General features: G+C 35.7%; 20 protein-coding genes. 18 read left to right on the forward strand and 2 right to left on the reverse strand.

Going from position 1 to position 18,121, the window contains the following annotated elements:
• Positions 1–11: 11 nt before the first annotated feature.
• The 17 genes from fliM to I6L50_RS15025 all read left to right on the forward strand — a co-directional run bounded on the left by fliM (position 12) and on the right by I6L50_RS15025 (position 13,620).
• The gene (gene fliM, locus I6L50_RS14945; protein WP_063217893.1) at positions 12–998 is read left to right on the forward strand and encodes a flagellar motor switch protein FliM; all 987 of its coding nucleotides are present in this window, start codon (positions 12–14) and stop codon (positions 996–998) included.
• A 10-nt stretch (positions 999–1,008) separates the two neighbouring features.
• Entirely contained in the window at positions 1,009–1,368 is a 360-nt protein-coding gene (gene fliN, locus I6L50_RS14950) for a flagellar motor switch protein FliN (RefSeq protein ID WP_002011996.1), read from the forward strand.
• Between the two features lie 12 nt (positions 1,369–1,380).
• Positions 1,381–1,701 (forward strand): hypothetical protein, encoded by a 321-nt coding sequence (locus I6L50_RS14955; RefSeq protein ID WP_000121176.1) that lies wholly within the window; start codon positions 1,381–1,383, stop codon positions 1,699–1,701.
• Positions 1,698–2,456 carry a flagellar type III secretion system pore protein FliP gene (locus I6L50_RS14960; protein WP_002126633.1) on the forward strand — a complete coding sequence of 253 codons (759 nt, stop codon included), beginning with the start codon at positions 1,698–1,700 and terminating at the stop codon, positions 2,454–2,456. The genes I6L50_RS14955 and I6L50_RS14960 overlap by 4 nt, the downstream gene beginning before the upstream one ends.
• A gap of 33 nt (positions 2,457–2,489) precedes the next feature.
• Positions 2,490–2,765 (forward strand): flagellar biosynthetic protein FliQ, encoded by a 276-nt coding sequence (locus I6L50_RS14965; protein WP_002011993.1) that lies wholly within the window; start codon positions 2,490–2,492, stop codon positions 2,763–2,765.
• A gap of 15 nt (positions 2,766–2,780) precedes the next feature.
• A complete protein-coding gene (locus tag I6L50_RS14970) occupies positions 2,781–3,542 on the forward strand; it encodes a flagellar biosynthetic protein FliR (protein ID WP_001055695.1) in 762 nt (253 codons plus the stop codon).
• 10 nt (positions 3,543–3,552) lie between these two features.
• Positions 3,553–4,599: a flagellar type III secretion system protein FlhB gene (flhB, locus tag I6L50_RS14975; RefSeq protein WP_002086445.1), complete on the forward strand. Its 1,047-nt coding sequence runs from the start codon at positions 3,553–3,555 to the stop codon at positions 4,597–4,599.
• 23 nt (positions 4,600–4,622) lie between these two features.
• Complete coding sequence (gene flhA / locus I6L50_RS14980; RefSeq protein WP_219301923.1) at positions 4,623–6,689, forward strand: flagellar biosynthesis protein FlhA; 2,067 nt, start codon at positions 4,623–4,625, stop codon at positions 6,687–6,689.
• 14 nt (positions 6,690–6,703) lie between these two features.
• Positions 6,704–8,014, forward strand: coding sequence for a flagellar biosynthesis GTPase FlhF (gene flhF, locus I6L50_RS14985; RefSeq protein ID WP_219301924.1), 1,311 nt, complete (start codon positions 6,704–6,706; stop codon positions 8,012–8,014).
• A 43-nt stretch (positions 8,015–8,057) separates the two neighbouring features.
• Complete coding sequence (locus I6L50_RS14990) at positions 8,058–8,831, forward strand: flagellar basal-body rod protein FlgG (protein WP_219301925.1); 774 nt, start codon at positions 8,058–8,060, stop codon at positions 8,829–8,831.
• 166 nt (positions 8,832–8,997) lie between these two features.
• A complete protein-coding gene (locus I6L50_RS14995; RefSeq protein WP_219301926.1) occupies positions 8,998–10,293 on the forward strand; it encodes an NtaA/DmoA family FMN-dependent monooxygenase in 1,296 nt (431 codons plus the stop codon).
• Positions 10,294–10,470: 177 nt separating this feature from the next.
• Positions 10,471–11,307, forward strand: a complete 837-nt coding sequence (locus I6L50_RS15000) for a TrmB family transcriptional regulator (RefSeq protein ID WP_219301927.1) — start codon at positions 10,471–10,473, stop codon at positions 11,305–11,307.
• A gap of 13 nt (positions 11,308–11,320) precedes the next feature.
• Positions 11,321–12,025, forward strand: a complete 705-nt coding sequence (locus tag I6L50_RS15005; protein ID WP_374108424.1) for an AzlC family ABC transporter permease — start codon at positions 11,321–11,323, stop codon at positions 12,023–12,025.
• Complete coding sequence (locus I6L50_RS15010; protein ID WP_002086437.1) at positions 12,016–12,327, forward strand: AzlD domain-containing protein; 312 nt, start codon at positions 12,016–12,018, stop codon at positions 12,325–12,327. Before I6L50_RS15005 ends, I6L50_RS15010 begins: the two co-directional genes overlap by 10 nt.
• Before the next feature lie 62 nt (positions 12,328–12,389).
• Positions 12,390–12,560, forward strand: coding sequence for a DUF3951 domain-containing protein (locus tag I6L50_RS15015; protein WP_016088508.1), 171 nt, complete (start codon positions 12,390–12,392; stop codon positions 12,558–12,560).
• Between the two features lie 84 nt (positions 12,561–12,644).
• Positions 12,645–13,229, forward strand: a complete 585-nt coding sequence (locus I6L50_RS15020; protein WP_113938404.1) for a TetR/AcrR family transcriptional regulator — start codon at positions 12,645–12,647, stop codon at positions 13,227–13,229.
• On the forward strand, positions 13,222–13,620 hold the full coding sequence (locus I6L50_RS15025) for a DUF5367 family protein (protein ID WP_219301928.1): 399 nt from the start codon (positions 13,222–13,224) through the stop codon (positions 13,618–13,620). The genes I6L50_RS15020 and I6L50_RS15025 overlap by 8 nt, the downstream gene beginning before the upstream one ends.
• A gap of 27 nt (positions 13,621–13,647) precedes the next feature.
• Here the strand turns inward: I6L50_RS15025 and I6L50_RS15030 are convergent, their stop codons facing one another.
• A complete protein-coding gene (locus I6L50_RS15030; RefSeq protein ID WP_113938403.1) occupies positions 13,648–14,007 on the reverse strand; it encodes a hypothetical protein in 360 nt (119 codons plus the stop codon).
• An 11-nt stretch (positions 14,008–14,018) separates the two neighbouring features.
• Entirely contained in the window at positions 14,019–14,354 is a 336-nt protein-coding gene (locus I6L50_RS15035; RefSeq protein ID WP_219301929.1) for an antibiotic biosynthesis monooxygenase family protein, read from the reverse strand.
• Positions 14,355–14,778: 424 nt separating this feature from the next.
• Here I6L50_RS15035 and I6L50_RS15040 point away from each other — a divergent pair, with 424 nt between their 5' ends.
• Positions 14,779–18,117 (forward strand): isopeptide-forming domain-containing fimbrial protein, encoded by a 3,339-nt coding sequence (locus I6L50_RS15040; RefSeq protein WP_219303706.1) that lies wholly within the window; start codon positions 14,779–14,781, stop codon positions 18,115–18,117.
• The last annotated feature ends 4 nt before the right edge of the window (positions 18,118–18,121 follow it).

The raw sequence follows: 18,121 nt of genomic DNA on the forward strand, positions 1-18,121 counted from the left end.
AGGGGATTGTCATGAGTGGCGAAAAATTAAGCCAAGAGCAAATTGATGCCCTGCTGAAGGCGGTGAATGAAGGCGAGGAAATGCCAGCTTTCGCACAAGAAGCAGGGAAGCAAGATAAATTTCAAGAGTATGATTTTAATAGACCAGAGAAGTTTGGTGTTGAACATTTACGTAGTTTGCAGGCGATTGCCTCTACATTTGGAAAGCAGACGTCACAGACGTTGTCAGCTCGTATGCGTATTCCAATTGAACTAGAGCCTTCAACGGTTGAGCAAGTTCCATTTACGAGTGAGTATGTGGAGAAAATGCCGAAAGATTATTATTTATATTGCGTGATAGATCTCGGTTTACCAGAGCTTGGAGAAATTGTTATTGAGATTGATTTAGCGTTCGTTATTTATATTCATGAATGTTGGCTTGGCGGAGATAGTAAGCGTAACTTTACGATGCGCAGACCGCTAACGGCGTTTGAATTTTTAACGCTTGATAATATATTCTTGCTTCTTTGTAAAAATTTAGAGCAATCATTTGAAAGCGTTGTTGCGATTGAACCGAAGTTTGTAACGACGGAGACAGATCCGAATGCGCTGAAGATTACGACGGCGAGCGATATTATTTCATTATTGAACGTAAATATGAAAACAGAGTTTTGGAATACGACAGTTCGTATTGGTATTCCGTTCTTATCTGTTGAAGAAATTATGGATAAGTTAACGTCTGAAAATATTGTCGAACATTCTTCGGATAAGCGTAAAAAGTATACGTCTGAAGTAGAAGTGAAAGTAAATCAAGTGTACAAGCCTGTTCACGTTGCGGTTGGTGAGCAGAAGATGACAATGGGCGAGATTGAGCAAATTGAAGAAGGCGATATTATTCCGCTTCATACGAAAGTAACAGACCAACTACGTGGTTATGTAGATGGAAAGCATAAATTTAATTGTTTTATCGGGAAAGATGGAACGCGTAAGGCGCTCCTATTTAAAAGTTTTATAGAGTAGGAGGATCCATATGAAGCATGAAGTATCTCCTGTGTCATTAATGGGATTAGAAGAATTTGCAGGGAAGCGAAATGAAGCGGGGAAGGCACATATTGATACCGTTTCAGACATTTCGATTGAACTTGGAGTAAAGCTTGGGAAGTCATCTATTACGCTTGGTGATGTGAAGCAGTTAAAAGTTGGCGATGTTCTTGAAGTAGAGAAAAATTTAGGACATAAAGTAGATGTATATTTAAGTGATATGAAAGTCGGTATTGGTGAGGCAATCGTAATGGACGAGAAGTTTGGCATTATTATTTCTGAAATTGAAGCTGATAAGAAACATGCAGCGCTTATGAAGGCACAAAATCAAATGCAGGATAAAGAGTAGAGGAGGAGTCATATGTCGTATATGACGACCTTATTTCAAGTCGTTTTACTGTTTGGTGCGCTCGGCTATGGTGCATATTATATGACGAAAAAGACGCGCAAACAGCAGTTTTTTAAGCAAGGTGAAAACGGACATATTCAAGTGAAAGACGGTGTGTATTTAAATCATCAAACGAGCGCCTTTTTATTTGAAGTGGACGGAAAGCAAGTGTTCACTGTTATTAGTAATAACGGTGTACAATCTGTGCAGTTAACAGGAACAGGAAATCAGTTTCAACAAGCGTTAGAAGACGCGGTGAAGAGTGAAACGAAAAAAGTAGAGGATCCATCATGAGAATAAAGAAACAGTTATCGTTATTTGCCGTTATTTTCGCATTTTCTATTATTTTTTCATTTGTTTTTGTAAATCCAGCGTATGCAGCCCCGAACGGCTTTATTAATTTCGAAAATGGAAAAGAGTTTACGAGTAATTCAAGTGTACAACTATTCGCGCTCGTTACCCTTCTATCATTATCTTCTTCTATCGTTCTTTTATTTACGCATTTTACTTATTTTATGATTGTTCTTGGGATTACTCGTCAAGGGCTTGGGGTTATGAATTTACCACCGAACCAAGTGCTTGTTGGACTCGCATTATTTTTATCGCTGTTTACAATGCAGCCAGTACTTGGTCAATTAAAGAGTGATGTGTGGGACCCGATGACGAAAGAAAAAATAACAGTAAGTCAAGCTGCGGAAACGACAGCTCCGATTATGAAAGATTATATGTCGAAGCATACGTATAAGCATGATTTGAAAATGATGCTGAAAGTGCGCGGAGAAGAGTTGCCGAAAGATTTAAAGGATCTTTCACTGTTTACGCTTGTGCCATCCTTTACGTTAACGCAAATTCAAAAAGGTTTACTTACAGGGATGTTCATTTATTTAGCGTTTGTCTTTATTGATTTAATTATTAGTACACTTTTAATGTACCTTGGGATGATGATGGTACCGCCGATGATTTTAAGTTTACCATTTAAAATACTCGTTTTCGTATATTTAGGTGGATATACAAAAATCGTCGATATTATGTTTAAGACGGTCGCCTGAAGCGTTTGATGCTATGTGATAGGAGTCATATAAATGAATACGTCACCAATTATAGATATTTTTCAAACCTTTTTTTATAAAGGGGTTATGATTTTAATGCCGATTGCCGTTGTAAGTATGATTGTCGTTATTATTATCGCGGTTATTATGGCGATGATGCAAATTCAAGAGCAAACGCTGACGTTTTTACCGAAAATGGCGAGTATTGTGCTCGTTATTATCATTTTAGGTCCGTGGATGTTTCAAGAGTTAACGATGCTTATTTTAGATTTATTTGATAAAATCCCATCGCTATTGCGTTCGTACTAAGATAGGTGAACTGAAATGAATATGGAATTATGGGCGGCGACGTTTTTTGCGTTTTGTCGCATTACTTCATTTTTATATTTTCTACCGTTTTTCTCAGGCCGATCAATTCCGGCGATGGCAAAGGTTACATTTGGACTCGCTCTTTCGATTACAGTGGCAGATCAAGTGGATGTCTCTCACATAAAGACAGTTTGGGATGTAGCAGCTTATGCAGCAACGCAAATTGTAATTGGATTATCACTTTCAAAAATTGTAGAGATGCTGTGGAACATTCCAAAAATGGCAGGGCATATTTTAGACTTTGATATCGGTTTATCACAGGCAAGCTTATTTGATGTAAATGCAGGATCACAGTCTACTTTACTATCAACAATTTTTGATATATTTTTTCTTATTATTTTCATTTCACTTGGCGGCATTAACTATTTCGTTGCCACGATTTTAAAGTCGTTTCAATATACAGAGGCGATTTCAAAATTGTTGACGACTAGTTTTTTAGATAGTCTACTTGCAACGTTATTATTTGCAATTACATCAGCGGTTGAAATTGCTTTGCCACTTATGGGGAGTTTATTCATCATTAACTTCGTCCTTATTTTAATCGCAAAAAACGCACCGCAATTAAACGTTTTTATGAATGCGTACGTAATTAAAATTACGTGTGGTATTTTGTTTATTGCGATGAGTGTACCGATGCTCGGTTATGTGTTTAAAAATATGACAGACGTATTACTGGAAGAGTATACGAAACTATTTAACTTTTTCTTAACGAAGTAGGGGGACGCGCATGGCAAAGGATAATAAAACAGAAAAGGCCACCCCGCAGAAGCGTAAAAAATCGCGTGAAGAAGGGAATATCGCCCGGAGTAAAGATTTAAATAATTTATTTTCCATTCTTGTATTAGCAGTTGTCGTTTACTTTTTCGGAGATTGGCTCGGTTATGAGATCGCACATTCCGTAGCGGTACTGTTTGATCAAATTGGAAAAAATACAGATTCGACCGAGTATTTTTATTTAATGGGCATATTACTTCTGAAAGTATCGGCTCCTATATTAATACTCGTATATGCTTTTCATTTGTTCAATTATATGATTCAAGTTGGTTTCTTATTTTCTTCTAAAGTACTTAAGCCGAAAGCATCACGTATTAATCCGAAAAACTATTTTACGAGATTGTTTAGTCGTAAAAGTTTAGTAGATATTTTGAAATCACTGTTTTATATGGGATTAATCGGTTACGTTTCGTACGTTCTCTTTAAAAAGAATTTAGAGAAGATTGTTAGTATGATTGGATTTAACTGGACAGCGTCACTTACTGAAATTATTAGCCAAATTAAATTTATCTTTTTAGCCATTTTAATTATTTTAATCGTTCTTTCTATTATTGATTTCATTTATCAAAAATGGGAGTACGAACAAGATATTAAGATGAAAAAAGAAGAAGTGAAAAGGGAGCATAAAGATAATGAAGGGGACCCGCAAGTAAAGGGGAAACGAAAAAACTTTATGCATGCCATCTTGCAAGGGACAATTGCGAAGAAGATGGATGGTGCAACGTTTATTGTGAACAACCCGACGCATATTTCAGTGGTGCTTCGTTACAATAAACAAGTTGATGCAGCGCCTATTGTCGTTGCAAAAGGGGAAGATGAGCTCGCATTATATATACGAACGCTTGCCCGTGAACAAGAAATACCAATGGTAGAGAACCGTCCGCTCGCTCGTTCTTTATATTATCAAGTCGAGGAAGATGAGACGATTCCAGAAGATTTATATGTAGCTGTAATTGAAGTTATGCGCTATTTAATTCAAACGAAAGAACTTGAAGTATAATAGCGCGTTTGGAGGGGATCTCTGTGTTTAAGATGGATTCTGCAAGAACCTATTTTTCTATCTTTTTAGCAGCGTCATTCGTTGTGGCGCTCTTAATTCCACTTCCACCATTTATACTTGATATCGTTATCGTTTTTCTACTAAGTATGTCAGTGCTTATTTATATGCGAGCTACAAGTATTAACGAGTGGGATGAATTAAAGTCATTTCCGACGATGTTGTTATTAATCGGGATTTTCCGCGTATCGATTAACGTTTCGACGACGCGAGCGATTTTAACAGACGGAAATGCGGGTCATGTTATTGAAGAGTTCGGCCAGTTCGTAATTGGCGGGAACTTATTAATTGGTATCGTTATTTTTATAGTATTAATCATATTCCAGTTTATCGTTGCAAACGGTGCGTCTCGTACAGCTGAAGTAGCAGCTCGTTTTACACTTGATTCTTTACCAGGGAAACAAATGTCTATCGATGCTGACTTGAATCAGCGTCTTATTACAGAAAAAGATGCACAGGCGAAACGAAAAAAATTAAATATGGAAACAGAGTTTTACGGAGCGATGGATGGTGCCGGAAAGTTCATTAAAGGGGACGTTATTTTCGGGATTGTCATTTTATTTGTAAACATTATTTTCGGCTTAATTGTTGGTATGATGCAGCAAGGAATGAGCTTTGCAGATGCGGCTATTCACTATACACAGTTAACTGTCGGTGACGGAATTGTAAACCAAATCGGTTCGTTAATGCTTGCGATTTCAACAGGTATTATCGTAACGCGTGTATTTGACGGTTCAGCAGATACAGTAACTGAAGGAATCTTTAAAGAGTTATTAGCGCATGAAGTTGTTGTATATGCACTCGGTGGTTTATTTATCGCAATGGGTGTTTTTACACCGTTACCATTTCTACCATTTGCTCTCGTTGGAGGCACGATTATTTTCTTAGGAATTCGTAATAAAAAGCGAATAAAGAAAGAGAAAGAAGACGAGCTTCAACAAGAATTAGAAATGATTCAAGGCGATGAAGAGCAACTGCAACAAGTGGAAGATTCATTCGGAGTCTTTACAGATAAATATCCAATTATTGTAGAGCTCGGTTTAGATTTAGCGGCACTTGTAAAGCAGAAGATAAACGGGGAAACAGCTCGTGATAAAGTTGTTCTTATGAGGAAGTCGATTATTACCGACCTCGGTATTAACGTTCCTGGAATTAACTTTAAAGATAATACGAGTTTTAGACCGCGCGGACGTTACATTATTCGTATTAAAGGTGCGAAAGCTGCTGAAGGTGTTTTAAAATCAGGTTATTTACTAGCACTGAAAACACCGAACGTAATGGCTGATTTAGATGCAGAACCAGCGAAAGATCCAATTTTTGGTGAAGATGGATATTGGATTTTGGAGCATATGGTACAAGATGCACAAATGAAAGGCTATCAAGTGTTAGAGCCGCTTAGCATATTAATTACGCATTTAGATGTTGTCGTTAGACGTAACCTTCATGAGTTAATTCAGCGTCAACATGTGAAAGACTTGATTCACTCGCTTGAAACAGATAATGGCGTTTTATTAGAAGAAATTAAAAAGAAAGAAATCGATTTATCACTCGTTCAAAATGTTATTAAACAACTTCTGAAAGAAGGAATTTCAATTCGTGATTTACCAACAATTATTGAAGGTATTATTGACGGGAAAGAAATTTATCAAAACCATGTTGATGGTGTAACGGCGTTTGTTCGTGAATGTATTTCAAAAGTTATTTGTGAGAGCGCGAAAAATCCTGATGGAAAAATTTATGCGGCACTCTTCGCTGACTCGCTTGAGTTAGATGCGGATGTTGTTAATAATTCATACCAAGGTTATTTATTAAACTGGGATTTAGATTTAGAAACGCGAGTAGTAGAGCAAGTACAGCGCGTTTTCAAACAAGCTCGTTTAATGGGAAGAGAGCCAGTATTATTAACACGCAGAAAAGATTTCAGGTTTGCGATTGTGAGACTTCTTGAACGTTATCAAATAGAAGCTAAAGTATTATGTATTAGTGAATTAGCACCAGAAATTGTTGTAGATCAAATTGCTTATATTGAATAGTAGGGGGTGAAGTAATGGAAAGTACAGAAAAAAAAGAAGCGTTAATGCGAATAAAAGCAGCTTCGAAAAATGAATTGTATCGAAAGTTATTTGACCAATATGGTACAGATTATTACTACGTTGTCGATGAAAGTGTAAAACGAAACATCCCGTTTTTTTGGAAGAAGAATTATGAAATGTTAGTCGCTTTTCCTGAAGATAAACAGGAAGAAAGTAACGAAGGCGTAACTCAATTTCATGAACAATTAATGGATGTTGTAAATGAACCTTCAGAAGAAATTGTGAAGGCAAATGGAATTCAATCGGTACTGCACAATTTAGAAAACGTAACGACTTCTATGCCGTACGCAGCGATGCAAACAGGAAATAGTGAAGAATGGGCAAGAAAAAAAGAGAAACTATTACAACTGTTTGAAAAAGGGATTGTCGTTGTGAAACATACGGAGGCGACGAAAGTAACGAAAAAACAGCCTACTGTGAAACAAGCTGTTCCTGTAAAGAAAGAAGAAGTAGTTGTTAAAAAAGAAAAGCAGGAATCTGTGCCATTTATTATTCAAAAAGTAATTCGCATGTTAGAACAAAATGATGTGGAACAATATTTCATTCATGCATATGCTGAAAAATTAAAAGTGAAGTTTGAGAATGCAACGATGATTACAGAAGAGGAAGTCATCGGATACATATTGGAAGATATGATATCTCATTTCAATACTGAAAACGTATTTGAAAAAGAAGTACAAACGATTGCATTAATAGGTCCAACTGGTGTTGGAAAAACGACGACACTTGCGAAAATGGCATGGCAGTTTCACGGTAAGAAAAAAACAGTTGGTTTTATTACGACGGACCACTCTCGCATTGGAACAGTGCAGCAATTACAAGATTACGTAAAAACAATTGGGTCAGAAGTAATCGCTGTGCGAGATGAAGCAGCTATGACAAGGGCACTCAGTTATTTTAAAGAAGAAGCGCGCGTCGATTATATATTAATAGATACAGCCGGTAAAAATTATCGTACGTCAGAGACAGTTGAAGAGATGATTGAGACGATGGGACAAGTAGAGCCAGACTATATTTGTTTAACGTTATCAGCTTCCATGAAAAGTAAAGACATGATTGAAATTATTACGAACTTTAAAGATATTCATATAGATGGTATCGTGTTTACGAAATTTGATGAAACAGCGAGCAGCGGTGAATTGTTGAAAATTCCAGCTGTATCATCAGCTCCAATTGTATTAATGACAGATGGACAAGACGTGAGGCAACATATACATATCGCTACAGCTGAACATTTAGCAAAACAAATGTTACAAACATCGTAAGAAAAGAGGTGAAGAATAAGGCGCTTGCCTTATTCAAACGAGTATGAACGGTCTTTATATAGGTTCTATGGGTATGATGAATTACATGCAGCATATTAATGTTCATTCAAATAACGTTGCAAATGCCCAAACGACAGGATTTAAAGCAGAAAACATGACTTCTAAAGTATTTGATGTGCAAGATACATATCGCCGCGGTGACGGTGCGATGACAAATATCGGTTCGGTCGATTACGCTGTCGTACCAGCTGCGACGCATGTGAACTTAGTACAAGGAAATGTACAAATGACAAATAGTGCTACAGATTTCTTTTTAGACGACGGTGCGGCTGGCACATCATCATTTTTCGTTACATCTAAAAATGATGAAACATTTTTAACGAGAGACGGTAGTTTTACATTAAATAGTGATCGTTATTTACAAACAGCATCTGGTGCTTTCGTAATGGGTGAGAATAATGAACGTATTCGTATTCCAGAAGGAGCAAAGGTAGCTGTACAAGCAGACGGTACATTATACGATGAAGTAACACAAAATAATATTGGCCGCTTGCAAACGAAAACAGTAGATGCAGAAACGAATGCTCGCCTTGTGCAACGAGAAAATAAAAGTTTTACACTAGCAGAAGGTAACCTCGCTGATTTACCGAACGGAACAGGAATAGTAAAAAATCATATGCTAGAAAATTCAAATGTGGATATGACGAAAGAGATGGCAGATCTTATGTCGAGTCAAAAAATGATTCAAGCATCGCAACGTATTATGACTTCGTTTGATAAAATTTATGAAAAAGAAGCGAATGAAATATTGAGATAAGAGACTTCCAATAGCGGGAGTCTTTTTTGTTATTGCATTTATTTCAGTAACATCATAAAATGATAATGATTATCAATATCATTTTATCCTTTTTCATAAGAATGGAATTTCATAATGATAGCAACATTGCTTAACTAGGTAAATTAAAAATAAGGGGATGGTGTGTATGTCTATAAAGAAACAACTTTGCATTGGATTATGTTTAATTTCTAGAAAGAAAGAAGATTGTATATTTGATTCGGGAATTGATGAACAAGTAGAGTTAGCGAAACGAGCAGAAAAATCGAAGTTAGATTTTGTTTTTAAAGCGGATTATTTAGTGGCACATCCTGATTTAATTGCTCGTAATAAGGGGAATGTAATTTTAGATACGACACTATTGTTTACTGCTATTGCTTATGCAACAGAAAAGATTGGAGTCGTTACGACCGCTTCAACATCATTTTATCCACCATATATACTAGCGAGGCAACTACAATCTTTAAATTGGATTAGTAACGGCCGAGTAGGTTGGAACATTGTCACATCAATTGATGGTGCTGAAAACTTTGGTGAGACAGGGATGCCACCATCTGAGGAACGATACGCGAAAGCGGCAGAATGTACAGAGTTAGTAAGAAAACTTTGGAGGAGTCATCCTTATGAAGTTTTGAAAGAAGACAACGCAGATGTAATTAGAGAGATGGTACAGCCAATTGAGCATCGTGGTGAGCATTTTGAGGTGAAAGGTCCACTTAATATCCCGCAACATATTTCTGGGGAAATGCCTTTATTTCAAGCGGGTGCTTCAGAGTCTGGCCGGAATTTCGCTGCTTCTGTTGCGGATGCAATTTTTGCCGCAATGCCAGATGTAGAATCAGGAATCGAACTTCGTCAAGATTTAAAAAGAAGAGCAGAAAAGCATGGCCGAAAGCAAGATGATATACGTGTATTGCCTGGTTTATATTTCTTTATTGGCGATTCATATGAAGAAGCGCTAGAAATGCACAGGCAAGCTCATCAACACCTTACAAAAGAGAAGAGGTACGCTTTACTCGAAATGGTTCTCGGATTAGACGTTAGAGGGATGCCATTAGAAAGTAAGGTTACTGAACATATGCTACCAAGTAGAAATCAAGCTGTACGTAGTAAAACACATGCCGAATTATTACGGAATTTCATCATAAAAAATGAACCGACTGTTGAGCAAATACTAGAACGACCAGAAGTTGTTGGTTCTGCTCATTGGGTTGCAATTGGTACACCACAAGACGTTTTCAAACAAATTATGGAAAGATTTGAAGCAGGGGCACTAGATGGATTTATTGCAATTCCAGGCGGTCCTCCAAAATCATTGGATTTATTCTTTAGTGAGGTGATTACTTTATTCGTGAGAGCAGGTGTATTTAGAGAAGAGTATACAGGTTCAACCTTGCGTGAACATTTGGAGGGTAATATATCAAATGCTCTACAGTTGAAATAATTCATTATGCACAAAAAGCCTTTCAAAAGAAGGCTTTTTATTTCGGGTGAAAATTCAGAATTGACAGTTGACTTGTGGAGGCTTCTTTTTTATATTAGTAGGTATAACAATAACTACTAATGGGAAATGAAATCGGCGTTTTGAAATTAGAGTTATATAAATTGTGAGGGGTTACCGATGGATGAAATAATAAAGGAGTTACAAAAGTTAGGTTTTTCCCAGTACGAATGTAAAGCGTATATTGGACTATTAAAACATTATCCAGTAACAGGTTATGAAGTGAGTAAACAAACAGGCGTACCTCGTTCGATGATTTATGAAGTACTTGGCAAGTTGATGGATAAAGGAGCGGTGCATATCGTTCCTTCTGAACCAGTGAAATATGTACCAGTACCAGCTACGGAATTAATGGATCGAATGCGAAAAGATTTTGAAAAGTCCTTTGAATTTCTAGACCGAAAATTAAATTGTTTAGAACAAGAGCGACAAATTGATGTAATTTCGCATATTCGCTCAAATGATCGTGTTTTGAAAGAAATATGCAATATAATTAATAGAGCAAAAGAAGAGTTATGGATTTCTGTATGGGAGGATCAAGTGCACGAGATTGAGCCATTCATTCATCAAAAGGAAGCGGAAGGCGTACATATTTTTTCAATTTTATTTGGTGCTCCAGAAACAAAAATAGGAGCGACATTTCACCATAATTATATGACACCTCACGTCGTTGAAAAGAGAATGGGTGGTCATTTAACTGTTATCGCGCGTGATGGGGAAGAAGTATTAATTGCTAATTTTTCAAATGATAGCACTTCATGGGCCGTTACAACGTATGATCCAGCTTTAGTTCTCGTCGCTACAGAATATGTTCGGCACGACATTATGGTGGAAGAGATTACGAAGGAGTTTGGAGCTGATAAATTAGATACATTATGGCGTGAAAACATAGATTTAGTTCATGTCGTAACAGGAAAACGTACTATAGAAGAAATGGAGGGAGATAATAGTGAATAAAGCTCAAGCACATATGACACTGCAGAGCGATGATTCATTTCAGCAAGGTGTAAAGGATTGTTTACCAACTGTATTTGGATATTTGAGCATCGGTATAGCGGCTGGTGTTATTGCGAAAACAGCAGGTTTCTCGATCATAGAAATTGCTTTTATGTCCACATTAATTTACGCAGGTTCTGCTCAGTTTATATTAGCGGGTATGTATGCAGCGGGTGCCCCAGCCTCGGCAATTATTTTTACTGTGTTCTTTGTTAATTTACGTCACTTATTAATGAGTGCTGCACTCGCACCTTACTTCACCAAGATACCTCTTTTTAAAAATTTAATAATTGGTTCGCAAATTACAGATGAAACTTTCGGCGTTGCAGTGCAACAAGCAGCACAAAAAGGCCATTTAGGCGAGAAATGGATGATGGGACTTAATGTAACAGCATATTTAAATTGGATTTTAGCTACAGTTCTCGGAGGGCTTTTTGGAGAGTGGATACCAGATCCTCATACGTACGGAATGGATTATGCGTTACCAGCGATGTTTATCGGATTATTTGTACTTCAGCTAATAAGTAGTAAACCGAAACTAGCCATTCATCTAAGTGTTGCAATTGTAGCGATTATTATCGCATACGTTTCACACTTATTTATGCCAGATAGTATAGCAGTTATTATCGCAACACTTTTAGCTGCGACAATCGGGGTGGTGATTGAAAAATGGAAGTAAGATTGGACGTATTATTCCTTTTACTAGCAGCAGGAGCTGTCACACTCGTACCACGTATTTTACCTCTTCTCGTATTTAGTAAACTACAAATTCCAGACTGGGGTTTAAAATGGTTAAATTACATACCAATTGCGATATTAGCAGCACTTTTAGCACAAGTATTATTTATGCATGAGACAGTGCAGTGGGATTATATCATTGCGGCAATCCCAACATTCTTCGTAGCGATATATACTCGTAGTTTATTAGGAACAGTATTAACAGGAGTCATTGTAATTATTTTGTTACGTTTATTTTTCTAAAAAGGATTCAGCTCATATAATAGCGAAAGGTGTAATAACATGAAATATATAGGGGTGGTGTTATGATACTTTTAACGATAGGAGCAATATTGTTAACGTTGTTTATTTTTTTTATTATCGGTTTTATTACGTTTATGATGTTTGTTGATAAGGCGACACCTCAAATTTATTACACACCTTGTGAATCAGTGACAGTGAAATCTAAAGGTAAACATAGAAGGAAGAAAAGTTGAATATTGGCTTTTCTTCCTTTTTTATCTGATTTTTCTGTATAATTTAAGTTAGTTATTCAACTAACTTAAAAGGTGGTGATATAAATGGCAAAGCCGAATGTTGTGAACAAGCAGAAGTTACTAGAAGCAGCAAAAGAAAGTATTACAGAGCATGGAATGGAAAAATTAACGTTAAAAGCAGTCGCAGAAAATGCTAAAGTTACACAAGGTACCGTATATTATCATTTTAAAACGAAGGATCAATTATTGCTTGAAGTGACTGAATCGTTTTGTAAAGAGTCGTGGGAACAGATAGGAAAGGATGTACAGCTAGAAAATGCTTTACAATCTGCTAAAAGTAGATGTGTGAAAGATTCAATGTATCATCATTTGTTTTTTCAATTAGTAGCTAGTGGGCTACAAAATGATGCGATGAAAGAAAAAATTGGCGAACTGTTACATTATGAAAATCAAGAGTTAAAAGGAGCTTTAGATACAAAAATAGCGGATGCAATCACATCACAAATTTCAACTGAAACGTGTAGCATTTTATGTAATGCATTAATTGATGGGCTGGCATTACAAGCCTTATTCAATCCATCTTTTTCTACAGATAAAGTATATGGTGATTTGCACATGCTTATGGAAAAGTTTATAGCGCTACAAGAGGGAGGTAATGGGAGTGAATAATAAACTGTGGCTCACTATTTTATTTTCTATTGGGATATGGTTTTTTGCCTCAGTATTTTTTATTGTTTTCGGATCTTCAGTTTTATTAGAACACACTTCAAATGAATTTTTTCTACAAATGACGTTTCTCGAATTAGGAACAGCTATAGCTTTATACTTTGTAATGTGGCTATATCAAAAACTGGACACTTCGAAATATGCAGTTATTAAGTTAGGTATATGTGGTACAGTAATTGGTTTAACCTTAGATTCTTACATCTTGTATAACTCTTCTAATATATTTTCACAATTATCCTCACAGCAGATCATATCATTTACCATTTGGATGGTTATTGCTTATGCTTTCTATTTAATAATTCCTTTAGTTATGGAACGAAAAAAATTGTTGTAAAGAGGTGTTTTCTCCTCTTTACAACAATTACATTCCCGAAAGAACTAACAACAATAATCCAAATAGAAGACTAATAAAAGAAAGAAAACCGATAGATATGGAAAAAACACGATTGTTTTTCCATTCGCGTGTGAAAACGATTAAACCTAAAACGCAAAGGAAAAACCAAATGGGTAGGAATATAAATTGACTAACTTTCTCAGGTAGTAATGAATAAAAATTTGTTAAATATAATATCCAATTCGCAAAGAATAGAGTGCATACGATGAATGATTGTAAGTGTGGTCGGTTTAGAAAAGTTCCTTTTTTAACCGTCATAAAAATGAGAGCTAATGCTGAAATGAAGGGAATTATTATGAATATGAGTAATAGTAATGTTAGTGGCATATGAAACTCCTTTACAAGATTTCTCTCTGGAACTTATATTCTTTCTCAACAAGGCAGATGCGCAGGTGGAAGTTTTTATACCATTGCTCACGGCCTCTTTTTTTCGCTTCTTTATGTAAGGCGTTCTTTTTCCAATTTTCAATTGCTTCAAGTGACTCCCAATAAGAAATTGTAATGCCGAGTCCCGAATTATCACGTGAGCTTTCGACACCTAAAAATCCAGGTTGCTGTTTCGCAAGGTCTTCCATTTTTTCAGCAACGGTACTATAGTCTGTTGTATCATTGGATAGATTTGAAGTGAATATAACTGCATAATAATGATTCGTTTTTTGTGGAGCATTTCCCATGTAATTTCCCCCTTTAATAATTATTTTAGCACGTAATAAAAAGAAGCATGGGGCTTCTTTTCTTTTTAGGCTGTAAATTTTAATCCAGCATACTTGTGCTTTCTTCTTTTGAATATTACGTTCCCTCATTATTACTTGTATAATTTGGTCAATTGTAAGTAGTTTTTGGAAATCGGACAATGGCACTTCTTTCCGTAATATAGAACATCATAAATGAGAGAAAAGGTATGAAGTTTCTATTTTATATTCGGAATTTAACGATTAATAAATCTAAAAATCTCTATATAAAAATGTATAAATTAGTAATTTATCACATATTTTGTTAACAAATAGCGGGATTTATATTAGAATAATACATATAAAGTATATTCGAATAATATACTAAAAAACTGTAATTAAGGAGGTAAACTCTTTGCACAATAGGATGAAAGGAAATAGAAAAATATTAAATACATTTGCAGTTGTTATGAGTTTATTTTTACTATTATCGCAGTTACAGTTTTTGAGTCTAATTGATGAGGTAAAGGCAGAAATCACAGAGGAAGAAGGTTTTGATACGCCAACTTATCAATCTATTCATAAAGGTGATATGTATTCTACCGGTAATGTGAATTTAGGTATTAAAGCCACTGAAGCTAAGAAGAAAACGGCATTGTATTCGGATATAACATATATTTATGGGACAACACCGAATGGTTATACACGGGAACTAATTGATGTGGATGATGACCCAACGACTACAAATTCATCTAAGGCATATATTCCTGTTCCGGAGGATGCTGAAATTGAGTGGGCTGGATTATATTGGAGTTCAACACGTTACGAATTAACACAACAGCAGTATGTAGCACCAGTTAAGTTGACCACTCCTGTAGGGAAGAGCTTTCAAGTATCACCAAGTAATACGTATTACGGAGGTGGCTTACTTTATGGTTTCGGTATTGATGGTACTTATTTTTCTAACTATGCAGATGTTACAGAGCTTTTAAATTCTTCTAATTCAAAAGGAGGAAGCTATACTGTAGCAAATATACCTTATCCGAATACAAAGCTTGCATATAATTCTGGATACTATTCTTTTGCTGGATGGTACATGTTAGTTATCACAAAGGATAAGTCAAAAACAAGAAAAGCGTTTACTGTGTATAATGGTGGATTAAAAAGAGCAACTGGTTCTGGTGAAAAAGAATTCACAGTGAAAAATTTTGTCGCTTCAAAAGCTGGGGATCTAGATCCGAAAGTTTCTGCTTTCGCTGTTCAAGGAGATAGATATTGGCAAGGTGATAAACTGTTTGTGCATACAGATAATGCATGGAAAGAAGTTACGGATAAATTAAATCCAACTGGTAATATATTCAATTCGACTATTTCTGAATATGAGGAGCATATGCGAGATAAGTATCCAGGTACTTTTGCTCCAGATTATAAAAATAATTTAGGAATTGATGCAGATTTAATTAGGCTACCAGCAGGGTATATTAAACCAGAACAAAAAGAAATACGATTAAAAGCTGCTACATCTGGTGATGATTACGTATTAAATACACTAGCTTTCGCAGTAAATGCAACAGCGCCAGAGCTTGTCATTAATAAGGAAGTATTAAATCCGAAAGAAAAGTATGAATCCGATGATGAGGTCATATATCGCTTACGTGTGAAAAATGTTGAGCCGAATTCAACTTCAGTTGATACAAAAATTGAAGATGTTTTAGACCATCGTTTACAGTATATACCTGGATCAGTGAAGATTATTTCTGGCCCGAACGCGGGGGATCAAACAGATTTAGCGATGGATGATCAAGTTGATTATGATGTAAAGACAAGAAAATTAACAATAAGAATTGGTGAAGGTGCTAATGCCACGAAAGGCGGAATTTATACTGATAAAACGCCTGAAACAATTGTTGAATTTAAGGCGAAACTAAAAGGAAGAGAGATAGAAAGTGAAATTCCTAATATCGCCGTTGTTCAAGGAATTGATGAGTTAACAGGAAGTCGTATTGAAGCGAATGATTCTAATAAAGTAGTCGTGAAAGTAAAACCAGAACGAAACCGTGATATAGAGCAGAAAGGCAAATTGGCAGTAGAAAAATTAGCTAGAGATATAAATGGTGGAACTCTTAAAGTAGGAGAGAAACTAGAGTATACTGTTAAAGCTAAAAATACTGTGCAAAAGTCTACCTTACAATCTGTGAAAATTACAGATAAACTTCCTGAAGGAGTAGAATATGTTCCGAATACGATAAAGATAGACGGAAAGGAACAAACGGATGTAGAAGATGATGATTATGCACATATAAAAGATGGAACGATATTCGCTCATTTCGGTGACCTAAAAGGTGAAGAAGAAAAGGTTATTACGTTTGAAGTAGTTATAAAACAGGAAATGGCAAATAAGAAAATAAAAAATATAGCAGTTGTTGAATCTATTAGTGTACCAGATCAAGAGAAGCCAGAAGTCGAAACATTGGTTGATCGGTTGTATGGACAACTAGAATCAAAGAAAGAAGTAACTGGTGGAGTAGATGGAAAAGTACACGTAGATGATGAACTTGAATATAAAATTAAACTTCAAAATAAAGTTGAAAATGGACTCATAAAAGATGTTCGCATTGTTGATAAGCTTCCTAGCGGAGTGGATTATATAGCAGGTAGTTTGAAAATGAACGGTAATTCATTGACTGATGATGTGGATGAAGATGCAGGATCATATGAGGACAATACAGTTAAAGTAAACTTTGGTGATGTACTTGATACAGAAGAAAGAATTGTAACTTTCAAGGTGAAAGTTACAAAGGAATCGCTAAAAACAAAAGAAATAGAAAATATAGCGATTGTGGAAGGTAAAACACCAGATGGTGAAGATTTACCACCAGAAAAGCCAACTGTAAAAACGAAAGTGGAAGCGAAGGAACCAAAGGTTATAAAGACAGTTTCTGATGCAGATGAAACAGAGGTAGAAAAGGCAACATTGCAAAGTGAGAATGAAGAGTTTACATGGCATGTAAACTATAATTTTGGAAATGACGTAGCAAATGTTGAAAAAATAATATTACAAGATGATTTAGAAGATATTTTAAAAGTAGTACAAGTAAGACTTGTAAATGTAAATGGTGAAGAGATACAAGTTATACCAGAAATCGATGAGCAGTCGAAAAAGGTGGAAATTGAACTACCGAAGCGAGATGGCAGTTACGAATATCTTATGAATCAATCGTATACGATGCATATTAAATCAAAGCTAGATATGAGTATGGGTGTGGATATTTTAGAAACTTATACTGCAAAGGGTGGTATACGAAATAAAGCGGAGTTACTATTTGATCAAAAGAAAATTGTATCGAATGAAGCATTAATCATACCACCATCTTTTGGGAAAATTGAGATTCAGAAAGTAGATGCGAAGGATGAAAATCTCAAATTAGAAGGTGCAGTATTTCAAGTGATAAATCAAGCTGAAACTGTAGTGTCTGAATTAACAACGAATAAAGATGGTATAGCGATTTCTAATGCATTATTAGTAGGGAAATATACGCTGAAAGAAGTACAAGCACCAAACGGATACATGCTTTTGAAAGAGCCAATTGAAATTAATGTAACGCAAGAAACAACTGCACAGAAAATAAAGATAGAAAATCATAAAAATGAATGGATTATCCCCGAAACGGGTGGTATAGGAACAATTATTTTTTATGTAATTGGTGGAATATTGATGTTCATTACATCTTTCTTCTTCTTTAGAAAAAGAAAGATTATGAAATAGATTA

Origin of the sequence: Bacillus sp. FDAARGOS_1420, from assembly GCF_019344915.1 — a bacterium.
In the GTDB taxonomy this organism is placed as follows: domain Bacteria; phylum Bacillota; class Bacilli; order Bacillales; family Bacillaceae_G; genus Bacillus_A; species Bacillus_A mycoides.

Excerpts from the sequence above, each read along its gene's own strand:
- fliM (WP_063217893.1), top strand. The coding sequence starts at position 12 with ATGAGTGGCGAAAAATTAAGCCAAGAGCAAATTGATGCCCTGCTGAAG.
- fliN (WP_002011996.1), top strand. The coding sequence starts at position 1,009 with ATGAAGCATGAAGTATCTCCTGTGTCATTAATGGGATTAGAAGAATTT.
- I6L50_RS14955 (WP_000121176.1), top strand. The coding sequence starts at position 1,381 with ATGTCGTATATGACGACCTTATTTCAAGTCGTTTTACTGTTTGGTGCG.
- I6L50_RS14960 (WP_002126633.1), top strand. The coding sequence starts at position 1,698 with ATGAGAATAAAGAAACAGTTATCGTTATTTGCCGTTATTTTCGCATTT.
- I6L50_RS14965 (WP_002011993.1), top strand. The coding sequence starts at position 2,490 with ATGAATACGTCACCAATTATAGATATTTTTCAAACCTTTTTTTATAAA.
- I6L50_RS14970 (WP_001055695.1), top strand. The coding sequence starts at position 2,781 with ATGAATATGGAATTATGGGCGGCGACGTTTTTTGCGTTTTGTCGCATT.
- flhB (WP_002086445.1), top strand. The coding sequence starts at position 3,553 with ATGGCAAAGGATAATAAAACAGAAAAGGCCACCCCGCAGAAGCGTAAA.
- flhF (WP_219301924.1), top strand. The coding sequence starts at position 6,704 with ATGGAAAGTACAGAAAAAAAAGAAGCGTTAATGCGAATAAAAGCAGCT.
- I6L50_RS14990 (WP_219301925.1), top strand. The coding sequence starts at position 8,058 with ATGAACGGTCTTTATATAGGTTCTATGGGTATGATGAATTACATGCAG.
- I6L50_RS14995 (WP_219301926.1), top strand. The coding sequence starts at position 8,998 with ATGTCTATAAAGAAACAACTTTGCATTGGATTATGTTTAATTTCTAGA.
- I6L50_RS15000 (WP_219301927.1), top strand. The coding sequence starts at position 10,471 with ATGGATGAAATAATAAAGGAGTTACAAAAGTTAGGTTTTTCCCAGTAC.
- I6L50_RS15005 (WP_374108424.1), top strand. The coding sequence starts at position 11,321 with ATGACACTGCAGAGCGATGATTCATTTCAGCAAGGTGTAAAGGATTGT.
- I6L50_RS15010 (WP_002086437.1), top strand. The coding sequence starts at position 12,016 with ATGGAAGTAAGATTGGACGTATTATTCCTTTTACTAGCAGCAGGAGCT.
- I6L50_RS15015 (WP_016088508.1), top strand. The coding sequence starts at position 12,390 with ATGATACTTTTAACGATAGGAGCAATATTGTTAACGTTGTTTATTTTT.
- I6L50_RS15020 (WP_113938404.1), top strand. The coding sequence starts at position 12,645 with ATGGCAAAGCCGAATGTTGTGAACAAGCAGAAGTTACTAGAAGCAGCA.
- I6L50_RS15030 (WP_113938403.1), bottom strand. The coding sequence starts at position 14,007 with ATGCCACTAACATTACTATTACTCATATTCATAATAATTCCCTTCATT.
- I6L50_RS15035 (WP_219301929.1), bottom strand. The coding sequence starts at position 14,354 with ATGGGAAATGCTCCACAAAAAACGAATCATTATTATGCAGTTATATTC.
- I6L50_RS15040 (WP_219303706.1), top strand. The coding sequence starts at position 14,779 with ATGAAAGGAAATAGAAAAATATTAAATACATTTGCAGTTGTTATGAGT.